The 26,337-nt window shown below is 41.4% G+C and carries 18 protein-coding genes and 6 pseudogenes; 20 read left to right on the top strand and 4 right to left on the bottom strand.

Annotation, left to right across the window (positions count from 1 at the left end; genetic code table 11):
* Window positions 1-167 precede the first annotated feature (167 nt).
* Window positions 168-1,228 (bottom strand): annotated as a pseudogene (locus OVN21_RS10610) (transposase).
* Between the two features lie 207 nt (window positions 1,229-1,435).
* Here OVN21_RS10610 and OVN21_RS10605 point away from each other — a divergent pair.
* On the top strand, window positions 1,436-2,833 hold the full coding sequence (locus OVN21_RS10605; protein WP_267248390.1) for an APC family permease: 1,398 nt from the start codon (window positions 1,436-1,438) through the stop codon (window positions 2,831-2,833).
* Window positions 2,834-2,854: 21 nt separating this feature from the next.
* On the opposite strand, the gene OVN21_RS10600 is transcribed toward OVN21_RS10605, so the two are convergent.
* The gene (locus OVN21_RS10600) at window positions 2,855-3,703 is read right to left on the bottom strand and encodes a YitT family protein (protein WP_267248389.1); all 849 of its coding nucleotides are present in this window, start codon (window positions 3,701-3,703) and stop codon (window positions 2,855-2,857) included.
* A 143-nt stretch (window positions 3,704-3,846) separates the two neighbouring features.
* Between OVN21_RS10600 and OVN21_RS10595 the strand changes: the two genes are divergently transcribed.
* From OVN21_RS10595 to ltrA, 3 genes and pseudogenes are all read left to right on the top strand, one after another.
* A complete protein-coding gene (locus OVN21_RS10595) occupies window positions 3,847-4,683 on the top strand; it encodes a DegV family protein (protein ID WP_267248388.1) in 837 nt (278 codons plus the stop codon).
* Between the two features lie 105 nt (window positions 4,684-4,788).
* Window positions 4,789-5,064, top strand: a complete 276-nt coding sequence (locus OVN21_RS10590) for an HU family DNA-binding protein (protein WP_267248387.1) — start codon at window positions 4,789-4,791, stop codon at window positions 5,062-5,064.
* 582 nt (window positions 5,065-5,646) lie between these two features.
* Window positions 5,647-6,916 (top strand): annotated as a pseudogene (ltrA, locus tag OVN21_RS10585) (group II intron reverse transcriptase/maturase).
* A gap of 65 nt (window positions 6,917-6,981) precedes the next feature.
* On the opposite strand, the gene OVN21_RS10580 reads toward ltrA, so the two are convergent.
* Entirely contained in the window at window positions 6,982-7,968 is a 987-nt protein-coding gene (locus tag OVN21_RS10580) for an L-lactate dehydrogenase (RefSeq protein ID WP_267248386.1), read from the bottom strand.
* 192 nt (window positions 7,969-8,160) lie between these two features.
* On the opposite strand from OVN21_RS10580, the gene gyrA reads away from it, so the two are divergent.
* From gyrA to dprA, 16 genes and pseudogenes are all read left to right on the top strand, one after another.
* Window positions 8,161-10,629, top strand: a complete 2,469-nt coding sequence (gene gyrA, locus OVN21_RS10575) for a DNA gyrase subunit A (protein ID WP_267248385.1) — start codon at window positions 8,161-8,163, stop codon at window positions 10,627-10,629.
* On the top strand, window positions 10,629-11,375 hold the full coding sequence (locus OVN21_RS10570) for a class A sortase (protein WP_267248384.1): 747 nt from the start codon (window positions 10,629-10,631) through the stop codon (window positions 11,373-11,375). The genes gyrA and OVN21_RS10570 overlap by 1 nt, the downstream gene beginning before the upstream one ends.
* Window positions 11,376-11,576: 201 nt before the next feature.
* Window positions 11,577-12,373, top strand: a pseudogene (locus OVN21_RS10565) (formate/nitrite transporter family protein).
* 150 nt (window positions 12,374-12,523) lie between these two features.
* Window positions 12,524-13,806: pseudogene (locus OVN21_RS10560) on the top strand (O-acetylhomoserine aminocarboxypropyltransferase/cysteine synthase family protein).
* 95 nt (window positions 13,807-13,901) lie between these two features.
* Complete coding sequence (locus OVN21_RS10555) at window positions 13,902-15,176, top strand: DUF2130 domain-containing protein (RefSeq protein ID WP_267248383.1); 1,275 nt, start codon at window positions 13,902-13,904, stop codon at window positions 15,174-15,176.
* 10 nt (window positions 15,177-15,186) lie between these two features.
* Window positions 15,187-16,065: a tRNA pseudouridine(55) synthase TruB gene (gene truB, locus OVN21_RS10550; RefSeq protein WP_267248382.1), complete on the top strand. Its 879-nt coding sequence runs from the start codon at window positions 15,187-15,189 to the stop codon at window positions 16,063-16,065.
* A 109-nt stretch (window positions 16,066-16,174) separates the two neighbouring features.
* A complete protein-coding gene (gene udk, locus OVN21_RS10545) occupies window positions 16,175-16,813 on the top strand; it encodes a uridine kinase (protein ID WP_267248381.1) in 639 nt (212 codons plus the stop codon).
* A gap of 126 nt (window positions 16,814-16,939) precedes the next feature.
* Window positions 16,940-18,280, top strand: a complete 1,341-nt coding sequence (gene xseA, locus OVN21_RS10540) for an exodeoxyribonuclease VII large subunit (RefSeq protein WP_267248380.1) — start codon at window positions 16,940-16,942, stop codon at window positions 18,278-18,280.
* Window positions 18,258-18,470, top strand: a complete 213-nt coding sequence (locus OVN21_RS10535) for an exodeoxyribonuclease VII small subunit (RefSeq protein ID WP_000043226.1) — start codon at window positions 18,258-18,260, stop codon at window positions 18,468-18,470. The genes xseA and OVN21_RS10535 overlap by 23 nt, the downstream gene beginning before the upstream one ends.
* Window positions 18,467-19,342, top strand: a complete 876-nt coding sequence (locus tag OVN21_RS10530; RefSeq protein WP_267248379.1) for a polyprenyl synthetase family protein — start codon at window positions 18,467-18,469, stop codon at window positions 19,340-19,342. Before OVN21_RS10535 ends, OVN21_RS10530 begins: the two co-directional genes overlap by 4 nt.
* Window positions 19,335-20,150, top strand: a complete 816-nt coding sequence (locus OVN21_RS10525) for a TlyA family RNA methyltransferase (RefSeq protein WP_267248378.1) — start codon at window positions 19,335-19,337, stop codon at window positions 20,148-20,150. Before OVN21_RS10530 ends, OVN21_RS10525 begins: the two co-directional genes overlap by 8 nt.
* The gene (locus tag OVN21_RS10520; protein WP_267248377.1) at window positions 20,143-20,574 is read left to right on the top strand and encodes an arginine repressor; all 432 of its coding nucleotides are present in this window, start codon (window positions 20,143-20,145) and stop codon (window positions 20,572-20,574) included. The genes OVN21_RS10525 and OVN21_RS10520 overlap by 8 nt, the downstream gene beginning before the upstream one ends.
* Before the next feature lie 6 nt (window positions 20,575-20,580).
* Complete coding sequence (gene recN, locus OVN21_RS10515; RefSeq protein WP_267248376.1) at window positions 20,581-22,248, top strand: DNA repair protein RecN; 1,668 nt, start codon at window positions 20,581-20,583, stop codon at window positions 22,246-22,248.
* A 1-nt stretch (window position 22,249) separates the two neighbouring features.
* Window positions 22,250-22,950: pseudogene (locus OVN21_RS10510) on the top strand (metallophosphoesterase).
* Window positions 22,951-23,028: 78 nt separating this feature from the next.
* A complete protein-coding gene (lepA, locus tag OVN21_RS10505) occupies window positions 23,029-24,852 on the top strand; it encodes a translation elongation factor 4 (RefSeq protein WP_267248375.1) in 1,824 nt (607 codons plus the stop codon).
* 166 nt (window positions 24,853-25,018) lie between these two features.
* Window positions 25,019-25,867: a DNA-processing protein DprA gene (dprA, locus tag OVN21_RS10500; RefSeq protein WP_267248374.1), complete on the top strand. Its 849-nt coding sequence runs from the start codon at window positions 25,019-25,021 to the stop codon at window positions 25,865-25,867.
* A gap of 19 nt (window positions 25,868-25,886) precedes the next feature.
* On the opposite strand, the pseudogene OVN21_RS10495 reads toward dprA, so the two are convergent.
* Window positions 25,887-26,006, bottom strand: a pseudogene (locus tag OVN21_RS10495) (helix-turn-helix domain-containing protein); the annotation flags it as partial.
* Window positions 26,007-26,337: the final 331 nt, after the last annotated feature.

The raw sequence follows: 26,337 nt of genomic DNA, 5'->3' as shown, positions 1-26,337 counted from the left end.
CAGGCTAAGTTCCACTGGTTTTACTCATGCTTGATTTCATCGCTTTTGTAGCCAAAAGGAATCGAAAAAAGAGGGCACAAAATCCCCTCATCTGAAAGCATTTCAGATTAAGTTCCGCTATGGTGGAAGTTAGAGTGAGACGTTTGAATGGGGTTGAAGGTTCGTTTTTAGAACCTATATTGAAGTAATTTAGAAGATTGACAGCCGTCTTCTGCAGGTATTTTAGAAATACCAAGAAGCTTAGGAATCCCTTCTCCGTAAGTAAAGGCAAAGAGTTCATAGGCTGACTCTCCATTCAAAGCAGCTCGTTTGACACTGTTGACATGCGAACAGACGAGATGGATGTCCTCTTGAATGAAGTTATCAGAGGAAGTTCCTTTAGGTAGAAGGTCGCGAATCAGCGTGTGAATGTTCTCAATTCTCCCTTTCTGGTCAGAGCGATTAGGGTCACAAAAGAAGAGTTTACTTTCTCCTCGAATATCCATTTCGATGTCATCGCCCCTGGCAAACTCTCCACCATTATCGGTAAGAATGACGGGAAAGGGTTGGAAAAAGTCTTTGTTCGCTTGGTGAAGAGTGTTCTTAATATCATGAGGTGTTTGGTAACCGCAAGGGCAGTTTGATTCTCCAGCAGCCTAGCGAAGATAAAGTTACAGAAGGAAAGATTGAAGGTGACTAGGATTTTACCTCCCATTCTGCCCATAACCGTGTCCATTTCCAGCCATGAGTCTAGTTGATTCAGGGCTAAATAGATTTGAAAATCCTCAGAGGAACGGTTTTTTAGCTTCTTTAGGGATGGAAGGTAGCTTATTTTTCCGTCTTTCTTTAAATTTAACGGCTCTGGCTAGGTCAATAGGAGCGATAGATAGGTATCCTTTTCGGAGTCCCAGAAAGTCTGAGAATTGAGAGGAGTTCCTTCACGAGCCTCGACAAGAGTTTGTTCGTATTGCTTTTGAGCTTGTTTAGCAAGGTAGAAGATTTTTTTAAATCCGCAATTTTGTCTTCTTTTAGGGCAATCATTACAGACAGAGGGAACTTTATCGAGTAAAGTGCAAGGAAGGTTATCACACGTAGACTCTCGGCCTTGTCTATTTCTTTTGACTTCTTTTGAAACAGTAGTTGGGTCTTTTAGAATGGATTGTCCAATAGTTTTGAAGGTTTCATCGCGCTCTAAGCCTAGTTGGACATCATTACGGTCTGAAAGGGTAAGGTGTTTCTGTTTGGTCAGAGTAGATCTCATTTCTAACTCAAACGTCTCACACTTAATTCCACCATAAAAATCCGTTTTAGACGAACTTCCACTTCGGTCAGGAAAGTGGAAGTTACTTTGAGAAATTACCTTCAAAAAAATTCTTTCAAAAAATAACCCAGTAAATATTCACAAAAATGCTTTTATATGGTAAAATAAAACAATTACATTTAGTGGAGATGAAGTATGAATATTTTTAGAACCAAGGATGTTAGTCTGAGACAGACAGAGATGAGTCGCCATTTGAAATTGTGGGATTTAATTCTATTGGGGATTGGTGCTATGGTAGGGACGGGGATTTTCACCATTACAGGAACAGCGGCAGCAACACTTGCTGGTCCATCACTAGTGCTTTCCATCGTGATTTCTGCCCTGTGTGTTTCTTTATCAGCTCTCTTTTTTGCAGAGTTTGCCTCTCGTGTACCTGCAACTGGGGGTGCTTATAGTTATCTCTATGCGATTTTGGGAGAATTGCCAGCCTGGATTGCTGGCTGGTTGACCATCATGGAATTCATGACAGCTGTTTCAGGTGTGGCGTCTGGTTGGGTAGCTTACTTTAAGGGCTTACTCAGTAATTATGGTATCTCCATGCCTCAAGCCTTGAATGGCACCTTTAATCCTGAACAGGGGGCCTATATCGACCTTCTACCTATTTTGTTGCTGACCTTGGTAACAGGATTGGTTTTATTAAATTCCAAGGTAGCCTTGCGCTTTAATTCGCTTCTAGTAATCTTGAAATTCTCTGCTCTAACCTTATTTATCCTAGTTGGTATTTGGTACATCAAACCTGAAAATTGGTCGAATTTTGCTCCTTTTGGCTTTGGCCAGATTTATGGAGGAAGCACTGGGATTATGGCAGGTGCATCTTTGATGTTTTTTGGATTTCTCGGCTTTGAGTCTATTTCCATGGCAGTTGATGAAATCCAAAGCCCGCAAAAAAATATTCCTCGAGGAATTGTACTTTCTCTGACAATCGTCACCATTCTCTATGCTTTGGTAACCTTAGTATTGACAGGGATTGTTCACTATAGTAAGCTCAATGTGGACGATGCAGTAGCATTTTCATTACGGAGTATTGGTATCGGTTGGGCAGCCAATTATGTTTCGCTTGTAGCCATTCTCACCCTGATAACGGTATGTATTTCCATGACTTATGCTTTGTCTCGAATGATTTACAGCCTAGCACGTGATGGGCTAATACCTCGAAGTTTTAAACAGCTAAGTAAAACTAGCCGAGTTCCAAAGAATGCGACCATCTTAACAGGAGTTGCTTCAGCCATTGCAGCAGGAGTCTTTCCGCTAGCCAGTATTGCAGCCTTTTTAAATATCTGTACGCTAGCTTATCTCATTTTGCTAGCCTACGGAATAATAAAACTCAGAAAGGATAAGGGTATGCCAAAAAAAGGAGAGTTTAAAACTCCTTTGGTGCCACTTTTGCCAATCCTTTCCATCCTTATCTGTGTTTCCTTTATGCTTCAATATAGTCTAGATACCTGGATTGCCTTTGGCATTGCTCTTGTGGTTGGTCTAGTCATCTACTTTACTTACGGTTACCATCATTCAACTCTCACAGAAGAAAAATAAAAGCTGGGAAATCCCAGCTTTTTAATCTTTCACATAAGTAAAGCCTTCACCAAGAATTTCATGGGCCTCTGTGATGGTGATAAAGGCTTGAGGATCGACTTGGTGAATCATATCCTTCATTTTGACAATCTCGTTCCGACCGACGATACAGTAGATAATTTTTAAATCTTTCTTACTGTAATAACCTTGACCAGATATAAAGGTTACACCACGTCCAAGCTCCTCATTAATCTTATCAGCCAGTTGGTCAGGATATTGAGTAATGATGATAAAACCTTTACCAGCGTATCCCCCTTCGCCAATGAGGTCAATAACGCGAGCGATGATGAAGTCAAACAAGAGAGTATAGGTCACAAGACGGAGATCTTGGAAAATAAGCAGAATTAACATTAAAATGAGAAAGTCAATTCCAAAAAGCAGTTTTCCAATCGAAAGATTGGTATACTTGTTGAGGATGCGGGCAACGATATCAGAGCCCCCAGTGGTTCCACCAGCATTAAAGATAATTCCTAAACCAACTCCCAGTAAAACCCCTGAGATTAAAGCAACGATGATGAGGTCTCCTTGTAAGTCAAACTGCAAGGGGATACGCTCAAAGATTGCGAGCCAAATAGAGAGAGAAATAGAACCCAGAAGGCTGGAGTAGAGGGTCTTGGAACCGAATATCTTCCAAGCCCAAATAAATAAAGGAATATTGATTAAGAGATTCATCAATGAGACAGGGATTTTAAAAAGATAGTAGGTAATCAAGGTGATACCTGTCGCCCCTCCCTCAAATAGATGATAAGGAACAACAAAGTAGGTGAGACCAAAGGCATAGATAGCTGCTCCAAATATAATCGTAATAATCGGTTGAACTTTTCGAATCATGGCTGTTCCTCGCTTTTCTATAGATAGATTATACCAAAAATTCAGTTTTTTTAATTGGATTACTTATGATTTTTTATCATTTTTTTGATATAATAAGAGTGAAAAATCCCAATCCTATTGAGAAGAATAGAAAGATTGAACTTATGACACAAGTAAAAATTGTAACGGACTCTTCTGTTACTATCGAACCAGAAGTAGTTAAAGAATTAAATATCACTATTGTCCCCTTATCGGTTATGATTGATGGCGTACTCTACTCAGATGCTGATCTACAAGAGGGGGAATTCCTTCATCTCATGCAACAAAGCAAGAATCTCCCTAAAACGAGTCAACCTCCAGTAGGAGTGTTTGCTGAAGTCTTTACAGAGCTAGGAAAAGATGGCAGTCAGGTTGTTGCTATTCATATGTCTCATGCCTTGTCTGGAACGGTTGAAGCCGCTCGCCAAGGCGCAAGTCTCTCAAGTTCTGATGTGACGGTTATTGATAGTTCCTTTACAGATCAGGCTATGAAGTTTCAAGTTGTTGAAGCTGCAAAACTTGCTAAAGAGGGTAAAGATTTAGAAACTATTCTAGCACATATAGAAGAAGTGAAGAATCACACAGAGCTTTATATCGGTGTTTCGACTCTAGAAAACCTAGTGAGAGGTGGGCGTATTGGACGTGTGACGGGACTATTAAGCTCACTATTAAATATTCGTGTAGTGATGCAGATGAAAAACCACGAACTCCATCCAATCGTCAAGGGGCGTGGTGTGAAAACTTTCAAAAAATGGCTTGAAGAGTTAACGGAGGCTCTTACTCATAAATCAGTTGCAGAAATTGGAATTTCCTATGCTGGAACGAATGAATGGGCAAATGAGATGAAGAGTTCATTGCAAGCCTATGTTGAGAAACCAATCTCTGTACTAGAAACTGGTTCTATTATTCAAACTCATACTGGAGAGAATGCTTGGGCAATTCTAATCCGCTATAATTCCTAAAAAATAGAGAAAAATGTTTGAAATGGCGTTTTTGACTTGACCTATGGGCAATTTTAGGATATGATTATATTTGTTAATCAGAAATTATTTGGAGGATTTGTTAACATGGCAAACAAACAAGATTTGATCGCTAAAGTGGCAGAAGCTACAGACTTGACTAAGAAAGATTCAGCAGCAGCAGTTGATTCTGTATTTGCAGCAGTAACTGAATACCTTGCAGCTGGTGAAAAAGTTCAATTGATTGGTTTTGGTAACTTTGAAGTTCGTGAACGTGCTGCACGTAAAGGTCGCAACCCACAAACTGGTAAAGAAATCGAAATCGCAGCTTCTAAAGTTCCAGCATTCAAAGCTGGTAAAGCTCTTAAAGACGCTATTAAATAATGAATTTAGAAAAAGCCTATTGTATCAAGCTTTCTAGCTTGGTCAGTAGGCTTTTTTGTGTATAGGGGGCAAGAACTAATACTTTTCCATGACATCTGCCACGGTTGATTTCATTCCCTTAGTTATATATGTATAAATTTAAGTGTTTTTCAATTGAGTCTTTGATATGATATATAACTTCTGAGAAGTAGTCTTTTGAAAAATAGGATTTAAGCCTTTACAGTAAAAGAAAAAAGGTTCCCATATTTGAGAACCTTCTTTTATGTACGACTTATCCCGTGAGGTCTCATGAGCGCTGAAAGCGTAGTAACAACGAATCATGAGAAGTCAGTCGAGCCCATAGTAGTGAAGAAACCTCTATAATAGAGGTAGAGTGAAGGGGAGAATACTCAAACAGTTTGGGGAGAGACTGTTTGAGGTCTGTCGCTAGAGAGAGAAAACGACAGATCGAAGTAATCCTACTTCACTTGCGTCTGTAAAACGAACGGTCTGATAGAACTGGACTCTATCACGTATTGACTAGATGAAGGTTCACCAATATAAGATGTCCCTCAGGCACCAACACAAGAAAGGAATACGCACATGTCAAAATTGCTAGATAAGATATTATCATGCGAAAATATGCTGGAAGCCTACCATCAAGTAAAATCCAATAAAGGCTCAGCTGGGATTGATGGAATGACTATCGAAGAGATGGATAATTATCTCAAACAAAACTGGCGCCTGACTAAGGAACTGATAAAACAGAGAAAATATAAGCCTCAACCAGTTCTCAGAGTTGAGATTCCTAAACCAAACGGAGGCATCCGTCAACTAGGAATTCCAACAGCTATGGATAGAATGATTCAACAGGCCATTGTCCAAGTCATTAGCCCCATTTGTGAACCCCCTTTCTCAGATGCGAGTTATGGTTTCAGACCAAATAGGTCATGTGAAAAAGCCATCATAAAGCTCTTAGAGTACTTAAATGACGGCTATGAGTGGATATAGACCTAGAGAAATTTTTCGATACGGTTCCTCAAGATAGATTGATGTCCTTAGTACATAACATTATCGAAGACGGAGATACGGAATCCTTGATTCGTAAGTATCTTCATTCAGGTGTTATCATTAAAGGTCAGCGTCATAAAACGCTAGTTGGCACGCCACAGGGAGGAAATTTATCTCCTCTCTTATCCAATATCATGCTGAATGAATTGGACAAGGAATTAGAAAAGAGGGGACTTCGATTTGTGCGCTACGCAGATGATTGTGTGATTACGGTCGGAAGCGAGGCCTCCGCTAAGCGTGTGATGTATTCAGTCAGTCGTTTTATTGAGAAACGGCTAGGTTTGAAAGTAAACATGACCAAGACTAAGATTACTAGACCAAGAGAGTTGAAATATCTAGGTTTTGGGTTCTGGAAATCATCAGATGATTGGAAAAGTCGTCCACATCAAGATAGTGTTCGGAGATTTAAGCTTAAATTGAAGAAACTAACACAGAGGAAATGGAGTATAGACCTAACAAGACGTATTGAGCAACTGAATTTGTCCATTCGAGGATGGATAAACTATTTCTCATTGAGAAATATGAAAAGTATAGTCACTAGCATAGATGAACGCTTGCGTACTCGCCTACTAGTGATTATTTAGAAGCAATGGAAGAAGAAATCTAGACGATTGTGGGGATTGCTTAAGTTAGGAGTTCCTAAATGGATAGCAGATAAGGTATCTGGCTGGGGCGACCACTATCAATTAGTAGCTCAGAAGTCGGTACTTAAGCGTGCTATATCAAAACCAGTCCTTGAAAAACGTGGACTGGTTCGTGTTTGGATTATTACCTTGAACGACATGCGTTAAAAGTTAGTTGAACCGCCGTATGCCGAACGGCACGTACGGTGGTGTGAGAGGGGCTAGAGATTATCCCCTACTCGATTTAGTTTTTAGAAGCCACTTGGAATTCAGGGTTTTTCCATGCTTCATCAATGATGGCTTGCAATTCTTTAGCAGATGCTTGCATTTTTTGAGTTTCAGCATCGTTCAATGGGATGTTTACTGGACGAACGATACCGTGTGCACCAACAACAGCTGGTTGACCGATAAAGACATTTTTAACACCGTATTGACCTTCTTGGAAGACTGAAAGTGGAAGTACTGCATTTTCGTCATCAAGGATTGCTTTTGTGATACGAGCAAGTGCTACTGCGATACCGTAGTAGGTAGCTCCTTTTTTGTTGATGATTGTGTAGGCAGCGTCACGAACACCTTCGAACAATTCAATCAATTCAGCTTCTTGAACGTTTTGAGTATCTTTAAGGAATTCTTCAAGGTTTACACCAGCGATGTTGGCATGTGACCAAACCGCAAACTCAGAATCTCCGTGTTCACCCATGATGTAGGCGTGAACGGAACGAGCATCAACATCTAATTTTTCAGCAAGTGCTTGACGGAAACGTGCTGAGTCAAGTGAGGTACCTGAACCGATAACACGTTCTTTAGGGAATCCAGAGAATTTCCAAGTTGAGTAAGTCAAAACGTCAACTGGGTTAGCCGCAACAAGGAAGATACCATCAAAACCTGATTCAACAACTTGTGTTACGATTGATTTGTTGATAGCCAAGTTTTTACCTACAAGGTCAAGACGAGTTTCGCCTGGTTTTTGAGGAGCACCTGCAGTGATAACAACAAGGTCAGCGTCTGCACAGTCAGAGTATTGAGCAGCGTAGATTTTTTTAGGCGAAGTGAAGGCAAGGGCGTGGCTAAGGTCAAGCGCATCACCAACAGCTTTTTCGTGTAATTGTGGAATTTCGATAATTCCAAGCTCTTGTGCAATTCCTTGGTTAACAAGTGAGAAAGCGTAAGATGAACCTACGGCACCGTCACCAACAAGGATCACTTTTTTGTGTTGTTTAGTTGAAGTCATTATCTAAACATCTCCTTCATTTTTTTAGGGGAATCCCCAGACACTTTCATTCTATCACTTTTAAAAAACTTTGTCACGAATATTCTATTCAGTTATTGATGTAAACGTTTTAGTGATTTTCAAAGACTGAAATGAAGGACAAATTATGGTATAATATATTTAATTACTAATAGTGAAATGAGGCATTTATGAATGCAGGATAGAAATTTAGTGAATGTCAATCTGACAAAGGAGATGAAGACCAGCTTTATCGATTACGCCATGAGTGTTATCGTTGCACGGGCTCTTCCTGATGTTCGAGACGGTCTAAAGCCTGTTCATCGTCGTATTCTTTACGGAATGAATGAACTAGGTGTTACACCAGACAAACCTCATAAAAAATCAGCCCGTATTACAGGGGATGTTATGGGTAAATACCACCCGCACGGAGATTCCTCTATTTATGAAGCCATGGTTCGTATGGCTCAGTGGTGGAGTTACCGTTACATGCTTGTCGATGGACATGGAAATTTTGGTTCCATGGACGGGGATGGTGCCGCCGCACAGCGTTACACAGAAGCACGTATGAGCAAGATTGCTCTTGAAATGCTTCGTGACATCAATAAAAATACAGTTGATTTCGTAGACAACTACGATGCCAATGAGCGTGAGCCCTTGGTCTTGCCAGCTCGTTTTCCAAACCTTTTGGTCAATGGGGCAACTGGTATCGCTGTTGGAATGGCAACCAATATCCCACCTCACAACCTGGGTGAAACCATTGATGCGGTGAAGTTGGTCATGGACAATCCTGAAGTAACTACTAGGGATTTGATGGAAGTTTTACCCGGTCCAGATTTTCCAACTGGTGCCCTTGTCATGGGGAAATCAGGCATTCATAAGGCTTATGAAACAGGTAAAGGTTCTATTGTCCTTCGTTCTCGTACTGAAATTGAAGAGACTAAGACTGGTCGTGAGCGCATCGTTGTAACAGAATTTCCTTATATGGTCAATAAAACCAAGGTGCATGAGCATATTGTTCGCTTGGTTCAGGAAAAACGAATTGAGGGAATTACAGCTGTACGTGATGAGTCCAATCGCGAAGGCGTTCGCTTTATTATCGAAGTGAAGCGTGATGCTTCTGCAAATGTCATCCTCAATAACCTCTTCAAGATGACGCAGATGCAAACCAACTTTGGTTTCAATATGCTTGCTATTCAAAATGGCGTACCAAAAATCTTATCTCTTCGCCAAATTTTGGGTGCTTATATCGAGCACCAAAAAGAAGTGGTTGTTCGCCGTACTCGTTTTGACAAGGAAAAAGCAGAGGCGCGTGCGCACATTTTAGAAGGCCTTTTAATCGCGCTAGATTATATCGATGAAGTGATCCGTATCATCCGTGCTAGTGAAACGGATGCGGAAGCACAAGCTGAGTTGATGAGTAAGTTCAAACTTTCTGAACGCCAAAGTCAGGCTATCCTTGATATGCGTCTTCGCCGTTTGACAGGATTGGAACGCGATAAGATTCAGTCTGAATATGATGAATTGATTGCCTTGATTGCAGACTTGACCGATATTCTTGCTAAACCAGAACGCGTAGTGCAAATCATAAAAGATGAATTAGATGAAGTAAAACGTAAATTTGGTGACAAACGTCGTACCGAGTTAATGGTCGGAGAAGTCTTGACACTTGAAGACGAAGATTTGATTGAGGAATCGGATGTCTTAATCACTCTTTCTAACAAGGGCTATATCAAACGTTTGGACCAAGGTGAATTTACTGCTCAAAAACGTGGTGGTCGTGGAGTCCAAGGTACGGGAGTTAAGGATGATGACTTTGTACGTGAGTTGGTTTCAACCAGCACCCATGATCATTTGCTCTTCTTTACCAATAAGGGCCGTGTATACCGACTAAAAGGTTATGAAATTCCTGAATACGGTCGCACAGCCAAGGGATTGCCGGTTGTCAATCTTTTGAAGCTGGATGAAGGGGAGAGGATACAAACCATCATTAATGTTAAATCTGAACGTAGTGATGACGCCCATCTCTTCTTCACAACCCGTCACGGTATCGTGAAACGAACCAGTGTTAAAGAATTTGCTAATATTCGTCAAAATGGACTTAAGGCTTTGAATCTAAAGGATGAAGATGAACTGATTAACGTCTTGCTGACAGAAGAAGACACAGATATCATCATTGGTACCAAGTTTGGTTATGCCGTTCGCTTTAATCAATCAGTCGTTCGTGGCATGAGCCGTATCGCGACAGGTGTTCGAGGAGTTAACCTTCGTGAAGGAGATACTGTAGCTGGTGCTAGTGTCATCACTGATCAGGACGAGGTCCTTATCATCACTGAAAAAGGATATGGGAAACGCACAGTTGCAACTGAATACCCAACAAAAGGTCGTGGTGGTAAAGGGATGAAGACAGCCAATGTTGCTGAGAAGAATGGCCCTCTTGCAGGTCTCCTCACTGTTAAAGGAGATGAAGACCTGATGATTATCACGGATACAGGTGTCATGATTCGAACAAACGTTGCCAATATTTCACAAACAGGACGCTCAACTATGGGAGTTAAGGTGATGCGTCTAGACCAGGATGCTAAGATTGTAACCTTTACAACAGTTGCTGCGGTAGAAAAAGAAGAAGTTGGGACTGAAAACGAAACAGAAGGGAAAGTATAATGTCTCATAAAAAAACGAAAAGTAAGAAGAATAAGCGTAGGAATCTATTTCTCAATATTTTAGCGGTTTTCTTAATTCTTTTATCCTTAGCTTTGATTTTTAATTCAAAGATTCGAGATCTCTTTATAGTATGGAATACCAATAAGTACCAAGTCAATCAGGTTACTAAAGAAAATATAGATGAAAATCTCAAAACAGAAGGAAATTTTGATTTTGATTCGGTTAAATCTATTTCATCTGAAGCAGTTCTAGCCGCTCAGTGGGATACCCAGAAACTTCCTGTTATTGGAGGAATTGCTATTCCCGAAGTGGAGATTAACTTGCCGATTTTCAAAGGGTTAGATAATGTAAACTTGTTCTACGGAGCAGGAACTATGAAACCAGACCAAAAAATGGGAGAAGGCAACTATTCTCTAGCGAGTCACCATATCTTTACTGTTGAAAATGCCAGTCAAATGCTCTTCTCACCTTTAGTTAACGCTAAAGCGGGTATGAAAATTTACCTGACCGATAAGGATAAGGTTTATACTTATGAGATTACGGAAGTTAAACACGTCACCCCGGACCGAGTAGATGAAATCGAAGATCGTGATGGAGTAAAGGAGATTACTTTGGTTACGTGTGTTGATTATAATGAGACTGAGCGTATAATTGTTAAGGGGATTTTTAAAGAATCAAAAGCTTATTCAGAGACTTCTGAGGATATTTTGAAGGCCTTTAATCAACCGTATAGACAACGTTATTAAGTTTGAAAAAACCAGTGAAACTATTTGTTTCACTGGTTTTTATATGAAGAAAAGTAGATGTTGGAAAAGCTTTAAACGAAAGGATAAGGAATATTATATGTGAAATAGTTGCAAGAAAATTTTTAGATTCTTGTAGAAAACGCTTTCTGGAAAACAAAAAATATGCTATAATTATCACAAATAAAAGTTTAGGAGTATTTTATGGATTCTCCAGAGTTTATTTCAAAGATTGAATTTGCTTGTAAGAAGAAAGTCTTTATAGCCAAAGCAAATTTAAGTATACTATTCATTCCATGTTTGCAGGTTCCTTTTTAACATTTAGTGCGACTGCAGGTGCAGTTGGCGCTGACTTGATTAATAAAATCGCACCAAGTAGCGGACGTTTCCTCTTTCCATTCGTTTTTGCTTGGGGAGCGGCCTACATTGTTTTCTTGAATGCTGAGTTGGTAACTTCAAAAATGATGTTTTTGACTGCTGGTAGTTTCTTGAAAAAAATTTCTTGGAGAAAAACAGCTGAGATTTTACTGTGCTGTACCTTGTTCAATTTTATCGGAGCTTTGATAGCAGGTTGGGGCTTTGCCCACTCAGCAGCAGCCTATGCAAATCTAACACATGATAGCTTCATTTCAGGGGTTGTAGAGATGAAGTTAGGCCGTTCTAATGAGTTTGTCTTGCTTGAAGGTATTTTAGCCAATATCTTTGTAAACATTGCCATTCTTTCATTTGTTTTGGTGAAAGACGGTGGCACCAAACTTTGGCTTGTCTTATCAGCAATTTACATGTTTGTATTCTTAACAAACGGACACATTGCTGCGAATTTTGCTTCTTTTGTGATTGTTAAGTTCAGTGTTGCTGCTGATTCTATTGCTAACTTTGACATTCCTAATATTCTTCGTCACTGGGGTGTAACCTTTGTCGGAAACTTTATCGGAGGAGGTCTCTTGATGGGTCTTCCATATGCCTTCCTCAATAAAAACGAAGATAATTATGTAGATTAAGAAAATGAGCACGATTGATTCGTGCTTTTTTGTTTGATGTGTAAGACTAGTCATAGTTGTTCCTTATATCAAAATATAGAAAACTGATATTGGAAAAGACTAGCCCAAGATGGTACAATATCCGTAATGAAGTAATTTGGAGGTTGTCTTATGACTCGTGATTTTAAATTTGAAACTCTACAATTACATGCTGGGCAGGTAGTTGATCCGGCTATAAAGTCTCGTGCAGTACCGATTTATCAAACAACATCCTTTGTTTTTGATGACACGCAGGAAGGTGCAGATCTGTTTGTCTTGAGAAAACCAGGGAACATTTATACTCGTATCACAAATCCTACAACAGCAGCCTTTGAAGAAAGAATCACTGCTCTAGAAGGTGGTGTTAGAGCGCTAGCAACAGCATCAGGTATGGCCGCAGTGACTTATACGATTTTGGCGCTTGCCCATGCTGGTGACCATGTAGTAGCATCCTCAACTATTTAGGGTGGGACCTTGAACCTCTTGAAGAAAACCCTTCCTCGTTATGGCATCACAACAACCTTTGTTGATGTGGATAATTTGGAAGAAGTGGAAGCAGCTATCGGTGACAATACCAAGCTTGTCTTGATTGAAACCTTGGGGAATCCCTTGATTAACATTCCTGACTTAGAAAAACTGGCCGAAATTGCGCATAAACACCAGATTCCTCTCGTTTCTGATAACACCTTTGCTACACCTTACTCTTGATAAACGTATTTTCTCACGGTGTAGATATTACCATTCACTCAGCAACTAAGTTTATCGGTGGGTACGGTACGACTATTGGAGGAGTGATTGTCGATAGCGGTCGTTTTGATTGGGAAGCATCAGGGAAATTCCCTCAATTTGTTGAGGAGAACCCAAGTTATCATAACTTAAGCTATACTCGAGATGTGGGTGCAGCAGCCTTTATTATCGCTGTTCGTGTCCAATTGCTTCGTGATACAGGCGCAGCCTTGTCTCCATTTAATGCCTTCCTCTTGCTCCAAGGACTTGAAACTCTTTCACTTCGTGTGGAACGTCACGTGCAAAATGCAGAGAAAATTGTTGATTTTCTTGTCAACCATCCTAAGGTAGAGAAGGTAAATTATCCCAAACTCGCTGACAGTCCTTACCATGCCTTAGCTGAGAAATATTTGCCAAAAGGTGTTGGTTCAATCTTTACCTTCCATGTCAAAGGTGGAGAAATAGAAGCCCGCAGGGTGATTGATAATTTGGAAATCTTCTCAGACCTTGCTAACGTGGCAGATGCCAAGTCTCTTGTTGTTCATCCAGCAACAACCACTCACGGTCAATTGTCAGAAAAAGACCTAGAAGCAGCAGGTGTCATACCAAACCAAATTCGTTTGTCAATCGGTCTTGGAAATGTAGAAGATTTGATTGAAGACTTGCGCTTGGTCTTGGAAAAAATTTAAAGTAAAAGAAGATAAACAGTGGGTTTTGACTCACTGTTTTTGATTTTCCCTCAGGCATGATATAATGGTTACAGAAGTCTAGAAAGAGGAATGTAATGAACGAAATCAAATGTCCCAACTGTGGGGAAGTCTTTACAGTAAATGAAAGCCAGTATGCTAAACTATTGTCTCAAGTGAGAACGGCAGAGTTTGATAAGGAACTACACGATCGCATGAGGCAGGAACTGGTCTTGGCTGAGCAAAAGGTCATGAATGAGCAACAGTCTAAACTGGCTCAGAAGGATCAAGAAATTGCACAATTGCAGAGTCAAATTCAAAAGTTTGATACAGAGAAAGAGTTAGCCAAGAAAGAGGTTGAACAAACAAGTCATCAGGCTCTCTTGGTCAAGGAAAAGGAAGTACAGGCCTTGGAAAACCAATTGGCGACCTTGCGTTTGGAACATGAAAATCAACTACAAAAGACCCTTTCTGACCTAGAAAAAGAACGAGATCAGGTCAAAAATCAGCTCCTCTTGCAAGAAAAGGAAAATGAGTTATCTTTGGCTTCTGTTAAGCAAAACTACGAAGCCCAGCTCAAGGCAGCTAGCGAACAAGTCGAGTTTTATAAGAATTTCAAAGGTCAACAATCTACAAAAGCGATTGGGGAAAGTCTGGAACAGTATGCGGAAAGTGAGTTTAACAAGGTCCGCAGTTTTGCCTTTCCAAATGCCTACTTTAAGAAGGATAACAAGGTCTCTGCGCGTGGGTCTAAGGGGGACTTTATCTTCCGTGAATGTGATGAAAATGAGGTCGAAATCATTTCTATCATGTTTGAGATGAAAAACGAAGCGGATGGAACAGAGAAGAAGCGTAAGAATGCAGACTTCTACAAGGAATTGGACAAGGACCGTCGGGAGAAGAACTGTGAATATGCAGTTTTGGTGACCATGCTTGAGGCAGATAATGCCTACTTTAACACAGGGATTGTTGATGTTAGCCACGAGTATGAAAAGATGTATGTGGTTCGTCCACAGTTCTTTATTCAGTTGATTGGGCTCTTGCGAAATGCGGCGCTTAATTCTCTTAAATACAAGCAGGAGTTGGCACTTGTCCGTGAACAAAATATCGATATTACGCATTTTGAGGAAGATTTGGACGCCTTTAAACTAGCCTTTGCTAAGAACTACAACTCAGCTTCGACCAACTTTGCTAAAGCTATCGATGAAATCGATAAGGCTATTAAGCGTATGGAAGAGGTCAAAAAGTTCCTAACCACATCCGAAAACCAACTCCGTCTAGCTAGCAACAAATTGGAAGATGTCTCTGTTAAAAAATTGACTCGAAAAAATCCAACTATGAAGGCGAAGTTCGAAGCGTTGAAGGGGGAGTGAGAAAGCAAAAATGAACGGTATTATCAACTTAAAAAAAGAAGCGGGGATGACCTCGCATGATGCGGTTTTTAAACTGCGTAAGATTTTGGGAACTAAGAAAATTGGTCATGGTGGGTCCTTGGATCCGGATGTAGTGGGCGTTTTGCCCATTGCGGTTGGCAAGGCGACACGTATGGTCGAGTTTATGCAGGATGAGGGCAAGGTCTATGAGGGGGAAATCACTCTTGGCTATTCAACGACGACTGAGGATGCCAGTGGGGAAGTGGTCGCAGAGACACCTGTTTTGTCGCCCCTGGATGAAAAGATTGTCGATGAAGCGATTGCTAGCTTGACTGGGCCTATTACTCAAATTCCGCCTATGTATTCGGCTGTCAAGGTCAATGGTCGCAAGCTCTATGAGTATGCGCGTGCTGGTCAGGAAGTGGAGCGTCCAGAACGTCAGGTGACCATTTATCAGTTTGAGCGGATAAGCCCGATTTCTTATGAGGGTCATCTTGCACGCTTTACTTTTCGTGTGAAATGCAGCAAGGGGACTTATATCCGTACATTATCGATTGACTTAGGAGAAAAACTGGGTTATGCGGCTCATATGTCACATCTGACACGGACTAGTGCAGCAGGTTTGCAACTTGAGGATGCTCTTACCTTGGAAGAAATTGCTGAAAAAGTGGAGGATGGGCAATTAGACTTTCTCCATCCTCTAGAGATTGGGACAGGTGATCTTGTCAAAGTTTTTCTAAGTTCAGAAGATGCTACAGAAGTGCGCTTTGGTCGCTTTATTGAGCTCGACCAAACAGACCAAGAATTGGCTGCTTTTGAAGGCGATCAATTGCTAGCTATTCTAGAAAAACGAGGCAATCTCTACAAGCCAAGGAAGGTTTTTAGCTAGTATAACTGAGGTGTAGGGAGTGTTGTTTCCCCTAGACTATCCAAATCAGACTATAAATTTTGCAAAAAATGTGATAGAATAGACGACGGATAAAAAAACGGAGGATAGCATGCAAAATAGACCAATCATTATCGGAGTGACAGGTGGTTCTGGTGGTGGTAAAACTAGTGTTTCAAGAGCCATTTTATCGCACTTCCCTGATGAAAAGATTTCCATGATTGAGCACGATTCATACTACAAGGATCAGTCTCATTTGACCTTTGAAGAGCGTGTCAAAACCAACTATGACCATCCATTTGCTTTTGATACAGACTTGATGATCGAGCAAATTAAGGAATTGTTGGCAGGGCGTCCGGTAGATATTCCTACTTATGACTATACAGCGCATACACGGAGCAGCAAGACCTATCGTCAAGAACCTCAAGATGTCTTTATCATTGAGGGAATTTTGGTTTTGGAGGACAAGCGTCTGCGCGATTTGATGGATATCAAGATTTTTGTGGATACAGATGATGATGTGCGCATTATTCGTCGTATCAAGCGTGATATGGAAGAGCGTGGCCGTAGCCTTGATAGCGTTATTGAACAGTATTTAAATGTGGTCAAACCTATGTACCACCAGTTTATCGAGCCGACTAAGCGTTATGCAGACATCGTCATTCCTGAGGGAGTCAGCAATACAGTCGCTATCGATCTTTTGACGACCAAGATTGAAAAGATTTTGGAAGAAGCTCGAAACAGTAAATAATCAGATGAGGAGGCAATGTCTCCTTTTTCTATTTTCCCTCATGATGGTATATAAATGGAGATTTTTAAGCATATTTTTGGTATAATAATACCCATAAAAGAGCAAGAAAATGAATAGTAGGTGGAGATGGAACAGTATTTATCGGTCACAACTTTGACCAAGTATCTGAAAATGAAATTCGATAAAGACCCTTACTTGGAACGGGTCTATTTAACTGGTCAAGTTTCCAACTTTCGTAAACGACCTACTCACCAATATTTCTCCCTAAAAGATGATCACGCAGTCATTCAAGCGACCATCTGGTCTGGGATTTATCAGAAATTAGGTTTCGATCTGGAAGAAGGGATGAAGATCAATGTAATTGGGCGTGTGCAGGTCTATGAACCAAGTGGTAGCTACTCCATCATCATTGAAAAGGCAGAGCCTGATGGAGTTGGTGCGCTTGCGATTCAGTTTGAACAACTCAAGAAAAAATTGACAGAAGAAGGCCTGTTTCAAGAATGCTTCAAGCAACCTCTGCCCCAATTTTCTAAGAGAATTGGTGTAGTAACCAGTCGCAGTGGAGCCGTTATTCGAGATATTATCACGACCGTCAGCAGGCGCTTTCCAGGTGTGGCAATTCTTCTCTATCCGACCAAGGTTCAAGGTGAAGGATCTGCGGAGGAAATTGCTCGAAATATTGAGCGTGCTAATCAACAGGACGATTTGGACTTGCTGATTATTGGTCGTGGTGGTGGTTCCATCGAGGATCTCTGGGCCTTTAACGAAGAAATTGTGGTACGGGCTATTTTTGAATCTCGTTTGCCAGTTATTTCTAGTGTGGGCCATGAGACGGATGTGACCTTGGCAGATTTTGTGGCAGATAGACGAGCTGCGACGCCGACAGCGGCAGCTGAACTGGCGACACCTGTGATCAAGTTGGATGTATTGGCTCATTTGCAAAATCAAGAAAAACGGATGGCAACGGCAGTACGAAATGTCCTATCTAAAAAACAAGAAGCTTTGAAAAAATGCAGTCAGTCTGTTATCTTTAGACAGCCAGAGCGTTTGTATGATGGCTATTTGCAACGCTTGGATCAACTGCAACTGCGCTTAAAACAAAGTTTGCGAACACGGATTTCTGATAATAAACAGATAGTACAAGCAAGGACGCATCAACTGGTGCAATTATCACCTGTTACCAAAATCCAACGCTATCAAGACCGTTTAGGTCAGTTGGACAAGCTTTTACGTAGCCAAATGGCGCTGGTTTATGATGCCAAGGTTGCTGAGGTGAAGCGACTTTCAGAAGCCCTTCTCATGTTGGATACTAGTCGAATCGTGGCGCGTGGCTATGCTATTGTCAAAAAAGAAGAGTTCGTGATTGATTCGGTTGAGAGTTTGAAGAAAAAAGACCAAGTGACGCTTTTGATGCGAGATGGTCGAGTAGAATTAGAGGTTAAAGATGTCAAAACAAAAGAAATTTGAGGAAAATCTAGCAGAACTGGAGACCATTGTCCAAAGTTTGGAAAATGGTGAAATTGCTCTGGAAGATGCGATTGCTGCCTTTCAAAAGGGTATGGTCTTGTCAAAAGAGCTCCAAGCGACGCTGGACAAGGCTGAAAAGACCTTGGTCAAGGTCATGCAAGAAGACGGAACAGAAAGTGATTTTGAATGAAAAAGCAAGAAAAATTAGCTCTTGTCGAGTCGGCTTTGGAAGACTTTTATGGAGACCAGCAGTTTGCTTCGAGCTTAAGAGAGTCTGTTCTCTATTCTATTCATGCTGGTGGCAAGCGTATTCGGCCTTTTCTTTTGTTAGAAGTTCTGGAAGCCTTGCAGGTCGCTATTAAACCTGCTCACGCGCAAGTGGCTGCGGCCTTGGAAATGATTCATACAGGGAGCTTGATTCACGATGATCTTCCTGCCATGGATGATGATGATTACCGTCGAGGGCGGTTGACCAATCATAAGAAATTTGGCGAAGCGATGGCAATATTGGCAGGAGATGCTTTATTCCTAGATCCTTACGCCTTGATAGCGCAGGCAGATTTGCCCAGTCAGATCAAGGTGGACTTGATTGCCAACTTATCGCTTGCTTCAGGAAGTCTGGGCATGGTTGCAGGTCAGGTTTTGGACATGGAGGGTGAACATCAGCATTTATCTTTGGAAGAACTTCAGACCATTCATGCTAATAAGACTGGAAAATTACTGGCCTTTCCTTTCCAAGCAGCTGCTATTATAGCTGAATTGGCACCTGAAATACAAGCAAAACTGAAAACGGTTGGTGAATTGATTGGGCTTGCCTTTCAAGTTCGAGATGACGTGCTAGATGTGACAGCTAGTTTTGAGGAAATTGGCAAGACTCCACAAAAGGATTTGCAGGCAGAAAAGTCAACTTATCCAGCCTTGTTGGGTTTGGAGGAGGCGATTGCTTTTTGTAACCAAACTCTGGATCAAGCTAATGCAAAACTAGAAGAAATTGCCCAGCAGGTTCCCTTTGAGATAGAATCGATTGTAAGTGTAGTAGAAAGTTTGAGAATCAATGGCTAAGGAAAGAGTGGATGTACTAGCTTATAAACAGGGCTTGTTTGAAACGCGAGAGCAGGCCAAGCGCGGTGTCATGGCTGGTCTGGTTGTGGCAGTCCTGAATGGAGAACGTTTTGATAAACCAGGAGAGAAAATCCCAGACGATACTGAGCTAAAACTCAAGGGTGAAAAACTCAAGTATGTCAGTCGTGGTGGTCTAAAACTGGAGAAGGCCTTGCAGATCTTTGATTTGTCAGTTGAAGGAGCGACAACAATTGATATTGGGGCCTCCACTGGAGGATTTACTGACGTCATGTTGCAGAATGGTGCTGAGCTTGTCTACTCAGTGGATGTTGGTACCAATCAGTTAGCCTTTAAACTACGCCAAGATTCTCGGGTTGTCAGTATGGAGCAGTTCAATTTCCGCTATGCTGAAAAGACTGATTTCGAAAAGGAACCGAGCTTTGCCAGTATTGATGTGAGTTTCATTTCCTTAAGTTTGATTCTACCTGCCTTGCACCGTGTCTTGGCAGATCAAGGGCAGGTTGTGGCTCTGGTCAAACCTCAGTTTGAAGCAGGTCGTGAGCAGATTGGGAAAAATGGAATCATTCGCGATGCCAAGGTTCATCAAGCTGTCCTTGAATCTGTCACTGCTATGGCAGTAGAGGAAGGTTTTTCAGTCCTTGGTTTGGACTTTTCTCCTATCCAAGGTGGACATGGAAACATCGAATTTCTGACATATTTGAAAAAGGAAGAGGGAGCAAGTAATCAAGTTGCTCCTGAAATAGAAAAAGTTGTAGAGAGAGCGCATAGAGAATTTAAAGATGAATAAAAAAGAGAGACTTGAAAAAATTGGAAGATTTGTTACGGATTATCAAATCGGGACTCAGGAAGAAATTGTTGAACACTTAAAGGAAGCAGGTATTTCTGCTACTCAAGCCACTGTCTCAAGGGACATAAAGGAGCTTGGGATTGTTAAAATTCCTTTGAAGAACAACACCTATATCTATGAGTTGCCAAAATCAATCGTCAAAAGTTTGCAGTTGGCCGAGGACAATATTGTGAGTTCTGAGTTAATGGAAAATATGATCAACCTTTCTGTCATTCCTGGAAATACTATTTTTGTGAAGAGTCAGTTGGTTGAAGCATTTTCTGAACAGATTTTTAGCTGTCTAGCTGATGATGATTCTATCTTAATTGTAGCTAGAACAGCAGAGGCAGCTAAGGAAATCTTTGAACAAGTAAAAAATTGGTAGGTCTATATGTTACTTGAAATTTCGATAAAAAACTTTGCCATTATTGAGGCTATTTCCCTCAATTTTGAAAAGGGAATGACTGTCCTGACTGGGGAAACGGGTGCAGGGAAGTCGATTATCATTGATGCCATGAATATGATGTTGGGAGCTCGTGCGACGACAGATGTTATTCGTCATGGTGCACCAAAGGCAGAGATTGAGGGACTTTTCTCAGTTGAGAATAGTCGCCTTTTGCAGGAAATTTTTGATGAGCAAGGTTTAGAATTGGGTGATGAAATTATCATCCGTCGAGAAATCTTGCAAAATGGTCGTAGTATCAGCCGTGTGAATGGCCAGATGGTCAATCTGTCTGTCTTGCGTGTTATTGGTCAACATCTAGTAGATATTCATGGTCAGCATGACCAAGAGGAGTTAATGCGTCCTCAACTGCACATCCAGATGCTGGATGAATTTGGCGATGCAGCTTTTTGGGACTTGAAAGAAACCTATCAGACGAGTTTTGATGCCTATCGAAAAATGCGCAAGCAGGTTTTGGAAGTCAAGAAAAACCAACAGGAACACAAGGCTCGTATTGAAATGTTGGAATTTCAAATGGCAGAGATTGAGGCAGCAAACTTGCAGGCTGGAGAAGATCTAGCTCTCAACCAAGAGCGAGAGAAACTTCTCAACCATAAAAATATTGCGGATACATTGACCAATGCCTATAGCATGTTGGATAATGAAGACTTTTCAAGTTTGGCCAATGTTCGCTCAGCCATGAATGACATGGAAAGTGTCGAAGAGTATGACACCGAATACCGTGAAATTTCAAGCTCCCTGTCTGAGACCTACTATGTCTTAGAAGATATTAGCAAGCGTCTGGAAGCTATTATTGAGGACCTTGATTTTGACGGCAATCGTCTTATGCAGGTCGAGAATCGTTTGGACCTCCTTCATACTATTACCCGTAAGTACGGTGGAACTGTGGATGATGTCTTGATTTATTTTGCTAAAATTACAGAAGAATACAATCTCTTGACAGGCAACAACCTTTCTTCTGAAGACATGGAAGCAGAACTTAAGAAATTAGAAGTTAACCTTGTCGATTTGGCTGGTCAACTTGCCTCTGCTCGTCATGACTTGGCTCAGCAGCTCGAAGCTGAGATTAAACAAGAACTGCAGGACCTTTATATGGAAAAAGCCCAGTTTCAGGTTCGTTTTAGCAAGGGCAAATTCAGTCGGGAGGGCAATGAAATGGTTGAGTTTTATATTTCAACCAACCCTGGTGAAGACTTTAAACCCTTGGTCAAGGTTGCGTCTGGCGGGGAATTGTCTCGCCTCATGCTAGCCATTAAGTCTGCATTTTCACGTAAAGAAGGCAAGACAAGTATTGTCTTTGATGAAGTGGATACGGGAGTTTCAGGTCGTGTTGCCCAAGCTATTGCGCAGAAGATTCACAAGATTGGTCAGCATGGTCAGGTTCTTGCTATTTCTCACCTTCCACAAGTGATTGCCATCGCGGATTATCAATTCTTTATTGAGAAGATTAGCAATGAGCATTCAACGGTTTCGACTGTTCGTCTCTTGACGGTTGAAGAGCGAGTTGAGGAAGTTGCCAAGATGTTGGCAGGTGATGATGTGACGGAAGCTGCCCTGACGCAAGCCAGAGAATTGTTGAGAAACAGGGAGAAATAAGATGACAGACTATTATGTAATTGGAGATGTTCACGGAAAACCTGGGATGGCCAAACTCAGTTGCTCTTTCTAGGGGATTTGATTGACCGTGGTGAAGACAGTCGCCGTGTTCTAGAAATGGTTAAGGACTTGGTTGATAATCAAGGGGCTATCTGTTTATCAGGAAACCACGAGTATATGTTTTTGACTTGGTTGGACAATACTGAGGAAAGCTATGACCACTATCGTCGCAATGGTGGAGATACAACTATTAACTCTATTTTAGGTCGTCCCTTGGATGCACCAGTTGATGGCGTGGAAGATGCCAAACGGGTTGCGACTGAAGCGGCAGACTTGGTAGAATTTATTCGTCAAATGCCATTTGTAGTAGAGACAGACAAGTATATCTTTGTTCATGCTGGTATTGATTTGACCTTGGATGATTGGCATGAAACGACTGATTACAAGAAAGTCTAGCTCAGAAAACCATTCCACGAAGCCGAAAATCATACTGAAAAAACCATTGTCTTTAGGCATACACCGGTTTATGGTTTGCTCAAGCAAGACCGAGGTACAGCTGAGCTTTGGATAACAGATGATGGCAAGATTGGCATGGATGGAGGAGCTGTCTATGGTGGTGTCCTTCATGGAATCGTCTTTACAGACCAAGGAATGACAGAACACCACTTTATCGAAAATGATGGCTTTATTGCCGAAGATTAGTACTCCTAGCAGGGTATGGTCTTGTCAAAATGTTAAAAACAATTTATAATTAATAGATACCCTGAAAGGAAGAGCATCATGAACTTAGAAGAATTAAAAAAACGACAGGAGAAGATTCGAAACTTCTCTATTATCGCCCATATTGACCATGGGAAATCAACGCTAGCAGACCGCATTTTGGAAAAGACGGAGACCGTTTCTAGTCGTGAAATGCAAGCCCAACTTCTGGATAGTATGGATCTTGAGCGTGAACGTGGGATTACCATTAAACTCAATGCCATCGAACTCAATTACACTACAAAAGATAGCGAGACCTATATCTTCCACTTAATTGACACGCCTGGACATGTGGACTTTACCTATGAAGTGTCGCGTTCTCTAGCTGCCTGTGAAGGAGCGATTTTGGTGGTTGATGCGGCCCAAGGGATTGAGGCGCAAACTCTTGCCAACGTTTATCTAGCCTTGGATAATGATTTGGAAATTCTGCCAGTCATTAACAAGATTGATCTACCAGCAGCTGATCCAGAGCGTGTTCGTACAGAGATTGAGGATGTCATTGGACTGGATGCCAGCGAAGCGGTCTTAGCTTCTGCTAAGACTGGTATTGGAATCGAAGAAATCCTCGAGCAAATCGTTGAAAAAGTGCCAGCACCAACGGGTGATGTAACGGCGCCACTCAAGGCCTTGATTTTCGACTCGGTCTATGATGCTTACCGCGGGGTTATTCTCCAAGTGCGTGTTATGGATGGAGTAGTTAAACCTGGCGATAAGATTCAGCTCATGAGCAATGGAAAGACCTTTGATGTGACGGAAGTTGGTATTTTCACGCCGAAAGCAGTAGGGTGTGATTTCCTAGCGACAGGTGACGTTGGTTATATTGCGGCTTCTATCAAGACAGTTCAAGACACGCGTGTCGGAGATACAGTGACCCTAGCAAGCAATCCTGCTGCAGAGCCACTAGACGGGTACAAGCGAATGAACCCTATGGTCTTTGCGGGTCTTTATCCAATCGAATCAAACAAGTATAATGACCTTCGTGAAGCCCTTGAAAAATTGCAGCTCAACGATGCCAGCTTGCAGTTTGAACCTGAAACATCTCAGGCACTTGGATTTGGTTTCCGTTGTGGCTTCCTTGGACTTCTCCATATGGATGTTATCCAAGAACGTTTGGAACGTGAGTTCAATATCGACCTCATCATGACAGCGCCGTCTGTTATCTATAAAGTTAATTTGACCGACGGGGAATCTATGGATGTGTCAAACCCATCAGAGTTCCCAGACCCAACCAAGATTGCGACCATTGAAGAGCCGTATGTTAAGGCGCAAATTATGGTACCGCAGGAGTTTGTCGGAGCAGTAATGGAATTAGCTCAGCGCAAACGTGGGGACTTTGTGACTATGGACTATATTGATGATAACCGTGTCAATGTTATCTATCAAATTCCACTTGCTGAAATCGTCTTTGATTTCTTTGATAAACTCAAGTCTTCAACACGTGGTTATGCAAGTTTTGACTATGAATTGTCAGAGTATCGCCCATCTAAGCTGGTCAAAATGGATATCCTTCTCAATGGAGACAAGGTGGATGCCCTCAGCTTTATCGTTCACAAGGACTTTGCCTACGAACGCGGGAAACTCATCGTTGATAAGCTCAAGAAAATCATCCCTCGTCAACAATTTGAGGTGCCAATCCAAGCAGCTATTGGGCACAAGATCGTGGCTCGTACTGATATCAAGGCCCTTCGTAAGAACGTACTTGCCAAATGTTACGGCGGTGACGTTTCTCGTAAACGCAAACTCCTTGAAAAACAAAAAGCTGGTAAGAAACGCATGAAAGCAATCGGATCAGTAGAAGTCCCACAAGAAGCCTTCCTCAGCGTCTTGAGCATGGACGAAGAATAGAAATAGAAAGCAAAACTCTTGAAGATTTCTCAAGAGTTTTTTTGTATTTTTGATGAATCAAGCTATCACATACGAAAGTTGGAAATACAAAAATCAATTTATCATGTCTTCTTTTTTATTTTATTTTCGAATAGATAGATGAGTAGCAAAAGAAACGGAGTTGTATATGAAGATTACAAACTATGAGATTTACAAATTGAGAAAAGCTGGGCTGACCAATCAACAGATTTTAACTATTCTTGAATATGACGAGAGTGTTGATCAGGAGCTCTTGCTAGGTGATATTGCAGAAATTTCAGGATGCCGTAATCCTGCGGTTTTTATGGAACGCTATTTCCAGATAGATGATGCACAGTTGGAGAAGGAATTTCAGAAATTTCCATCCTTTTCTATTCTTGATGATTGTTATCCTTGGGATTTGAGTGAGATTTATGATGCTCCAGTGCTCTTGTTTTATAAAGGAAATCTGGACTTGTTGAAGTTTCCAAAGATTGCTGTTGTAGGGGGCCGTTCATGTTCTAGTCAGGGTGCAAAGTCGGTTCAGAAAGTCATTCAAGGTTTGGAAAACGAGTTAATCGTGGTCAGTGGTTTGGCTAAAGGGATTGATACGGCTGCCCACATGGCTGCACTCCAGAATGGTGGGAGAACGATTGCTGTCATTGGAACAGGATTGGATGTTTTCTACCCTAAAGCCAACAAACGCTTGCAGGAGTACATTGGCAATGACCATCTGGTTCTCAGTGAATATGGACCTGGCGAGCAACCTCTGAAATTTCATTTTCCAGCTCGAAATCGTATCATTGCAGGACTTTGCCGTGGTGTTATTGTAGCAGAGGCGAGGATGCGCTCAGGCAGCCTCATCACCTGTGAGCGTGCTATGGAGGAAGGGCGCGATGTCTTTGCCATTCCAGGGAACATTTTAGATGGCCATTCAGATGGCTGTCACCACCTAATCCAAGAGGGAGCAAAACTGGCCACAAGTGGTCAAGATGTGCTAGCAGAGTTTGAATTTTAAGGAGAAATTGTTCAATCAGAGCTTTTCCAAGTAGAGAGGCGATTTCTCTATTTGATTTCCCTTCTATTTTCCATCGTTCGATTAAGCGACGACTATGGATTGTCAAGTGTTTCGCTTTTATAGTATAATTGTTTTGCATCTCTGTGCCTTTCTTGTATTTGTGGTGAACAACAAGTATAACACAGAGGTGTTTTCTTATGCCTATAACTAGATTTCATTTGACAACAGGAGCTAACTATAAGCTAGTTCAAGCATTATATTTTCAGAAAGGCTGGGTGGCTAACTTCATTATAGAACTTTCAAAGAGGAATAGGAAAAGAAGAAAAAGCAGAAACTGATAATCTAAGAATCTGTATTCACAAAAAAATGTTAAACTAAAGATGTGATACGAAAAGCATATGATACCGATTTAACCGATCAAGAATGGGCTAAACTTGAACCCTATTTCTCCCAACATCGCACCTATAAGT

This window comes from Streptococcus sp. Marseille-Q5986, from assembly GCF_946902915.1.
In the GTDB taxonomy this organism is placed as follows: Bacteria; Bacillota; Bacilli; order Lactobacillales; family Streptococcaceae; genus Streptococcus.
Note: the sequence above shows the minus strand (reverse complement) of the source record. Positions and strands in the feature narration are given on the sequence as shown.

Bases quoted from the DNA above. Each gene is read 5' to 3' on its own strand.
- OVN21_RS10570 (WP_267248384.1), top strand. From the start codon at position 10,629: ATGTCTCATAAAAAAACGAAAAGTAAGAAGAATAAGCGTAGGAATCTA.
- OVN21_RS10555 (WP_267248383.1), top strand. From the start codon at position 13,902: ATGAACGAAATCAAATGTCCCAACTGTGGGGAAGTCTTTACAGTAAAT.
- dprA (WP_267248374.1), top strand. From the start codon at position 25,019: ATGAAGATTACAAACTATGAGATTTACAAATTGAGAAAAGCTGGGCTG.
- OVN21_RS10600 (WP_267248389.1), bottom strand. From the start codon at position 3,703: ATGATTCGAAAAGTTCAACCGATTATTACGATTATATTTGGAGCAGCT.
- OVN21_RS10535 (WP_000043226.1), top strand. From the start codon at position 18,258: ATGTCAAAACAAAAGAAATTTGAGGAAAATCTAGCAGAACTGGAGACC.
- gyrA (WP_267248385.1), top strand. From the start codon at position 8,161: ATGCAGGATAGAAATTTAGTGAATGTCAATCTGACAAAGGAGATGAAG.
- xseA (WP_267248380.1), top strand. From the start codon at position 16,940: ATGGAACAGTATTTATCGGTCACAACTTTGACCAAGTATCTGAAAATG.
- OVN21_RS10590 (WP_267248387.1), top strand. From the start codon at position 4,789: ATGGCAAACAAACAAGATTTGATCGCTAAAGTGGCAGAAGCTACAGAC.
- OVN21_RS10605 (WP_267248390.1), top strand. From the start codon at position 1,436: ATGAATATTTTTAGAACCAAGGATGTTAGTCTGAGACAGACAGAGATG.
- lepA (WP_267248375.1), top strand. From the start codon at position 23,029: ATGAACTTAGAAGAATTAAAAAAACGACAGGAGAAGATTCGAAACTTC.
- udk (WP_267248381.1), top strand. From the start codon at position 16,175: ATGCAAAATAGACCAATCATTATCGGAGTGACAGGTGGTTCTGGTGGT.
- OVN21_RS10595 (WP_267248388.1), top strand. From the start codon at position 3,847: ATGACACAAGTAAAAATTGTAACGGACTCTTCTGTTACTATCGAACCA.
- OVN21_RS10530 (WP_267248379.1), top strand. From the start codon at position 18,467: ATGAAAAAGCAAGAAAAATTAGCTCTTGTCGAGTCGGCTTTGGAAGAC.
- recN (WP_267248376.1), top strand. From the start codon at position 20,581: ATGTTACTTGAAATTTCGATAAAAAACTTTGCCATTATTGAGGCTATT.
- truB (WP_267248382.1), top strand. From the start codon at position 15,187: ATGAACGGTATTATCAACTTAAAAAAAGAAGCGGGGATGACCTCGCAT.
- OVN21_RS10525 (WP_267248378.1), top strand. From the start codon at position 19,335: ATGGCTAAGGAAAGAGTGGATGTACTAGCTTATAAACAGGGCTTGTTT.
- OVN21_RS10520 (WP_267248377.1), top strand. From the start codon at position 20,143: ATGAATAAAAAAGAGAGACTTGAAAAAATTGGAAGATTTGTTACGGAT.
- OVN21_RS10580 (WP_267248386.1), bottom strand. From the start codon at position 7,968: ATGACTTCAACTAAACAACACAAAAAAGTGATCCTTGTTGGTGACGGT.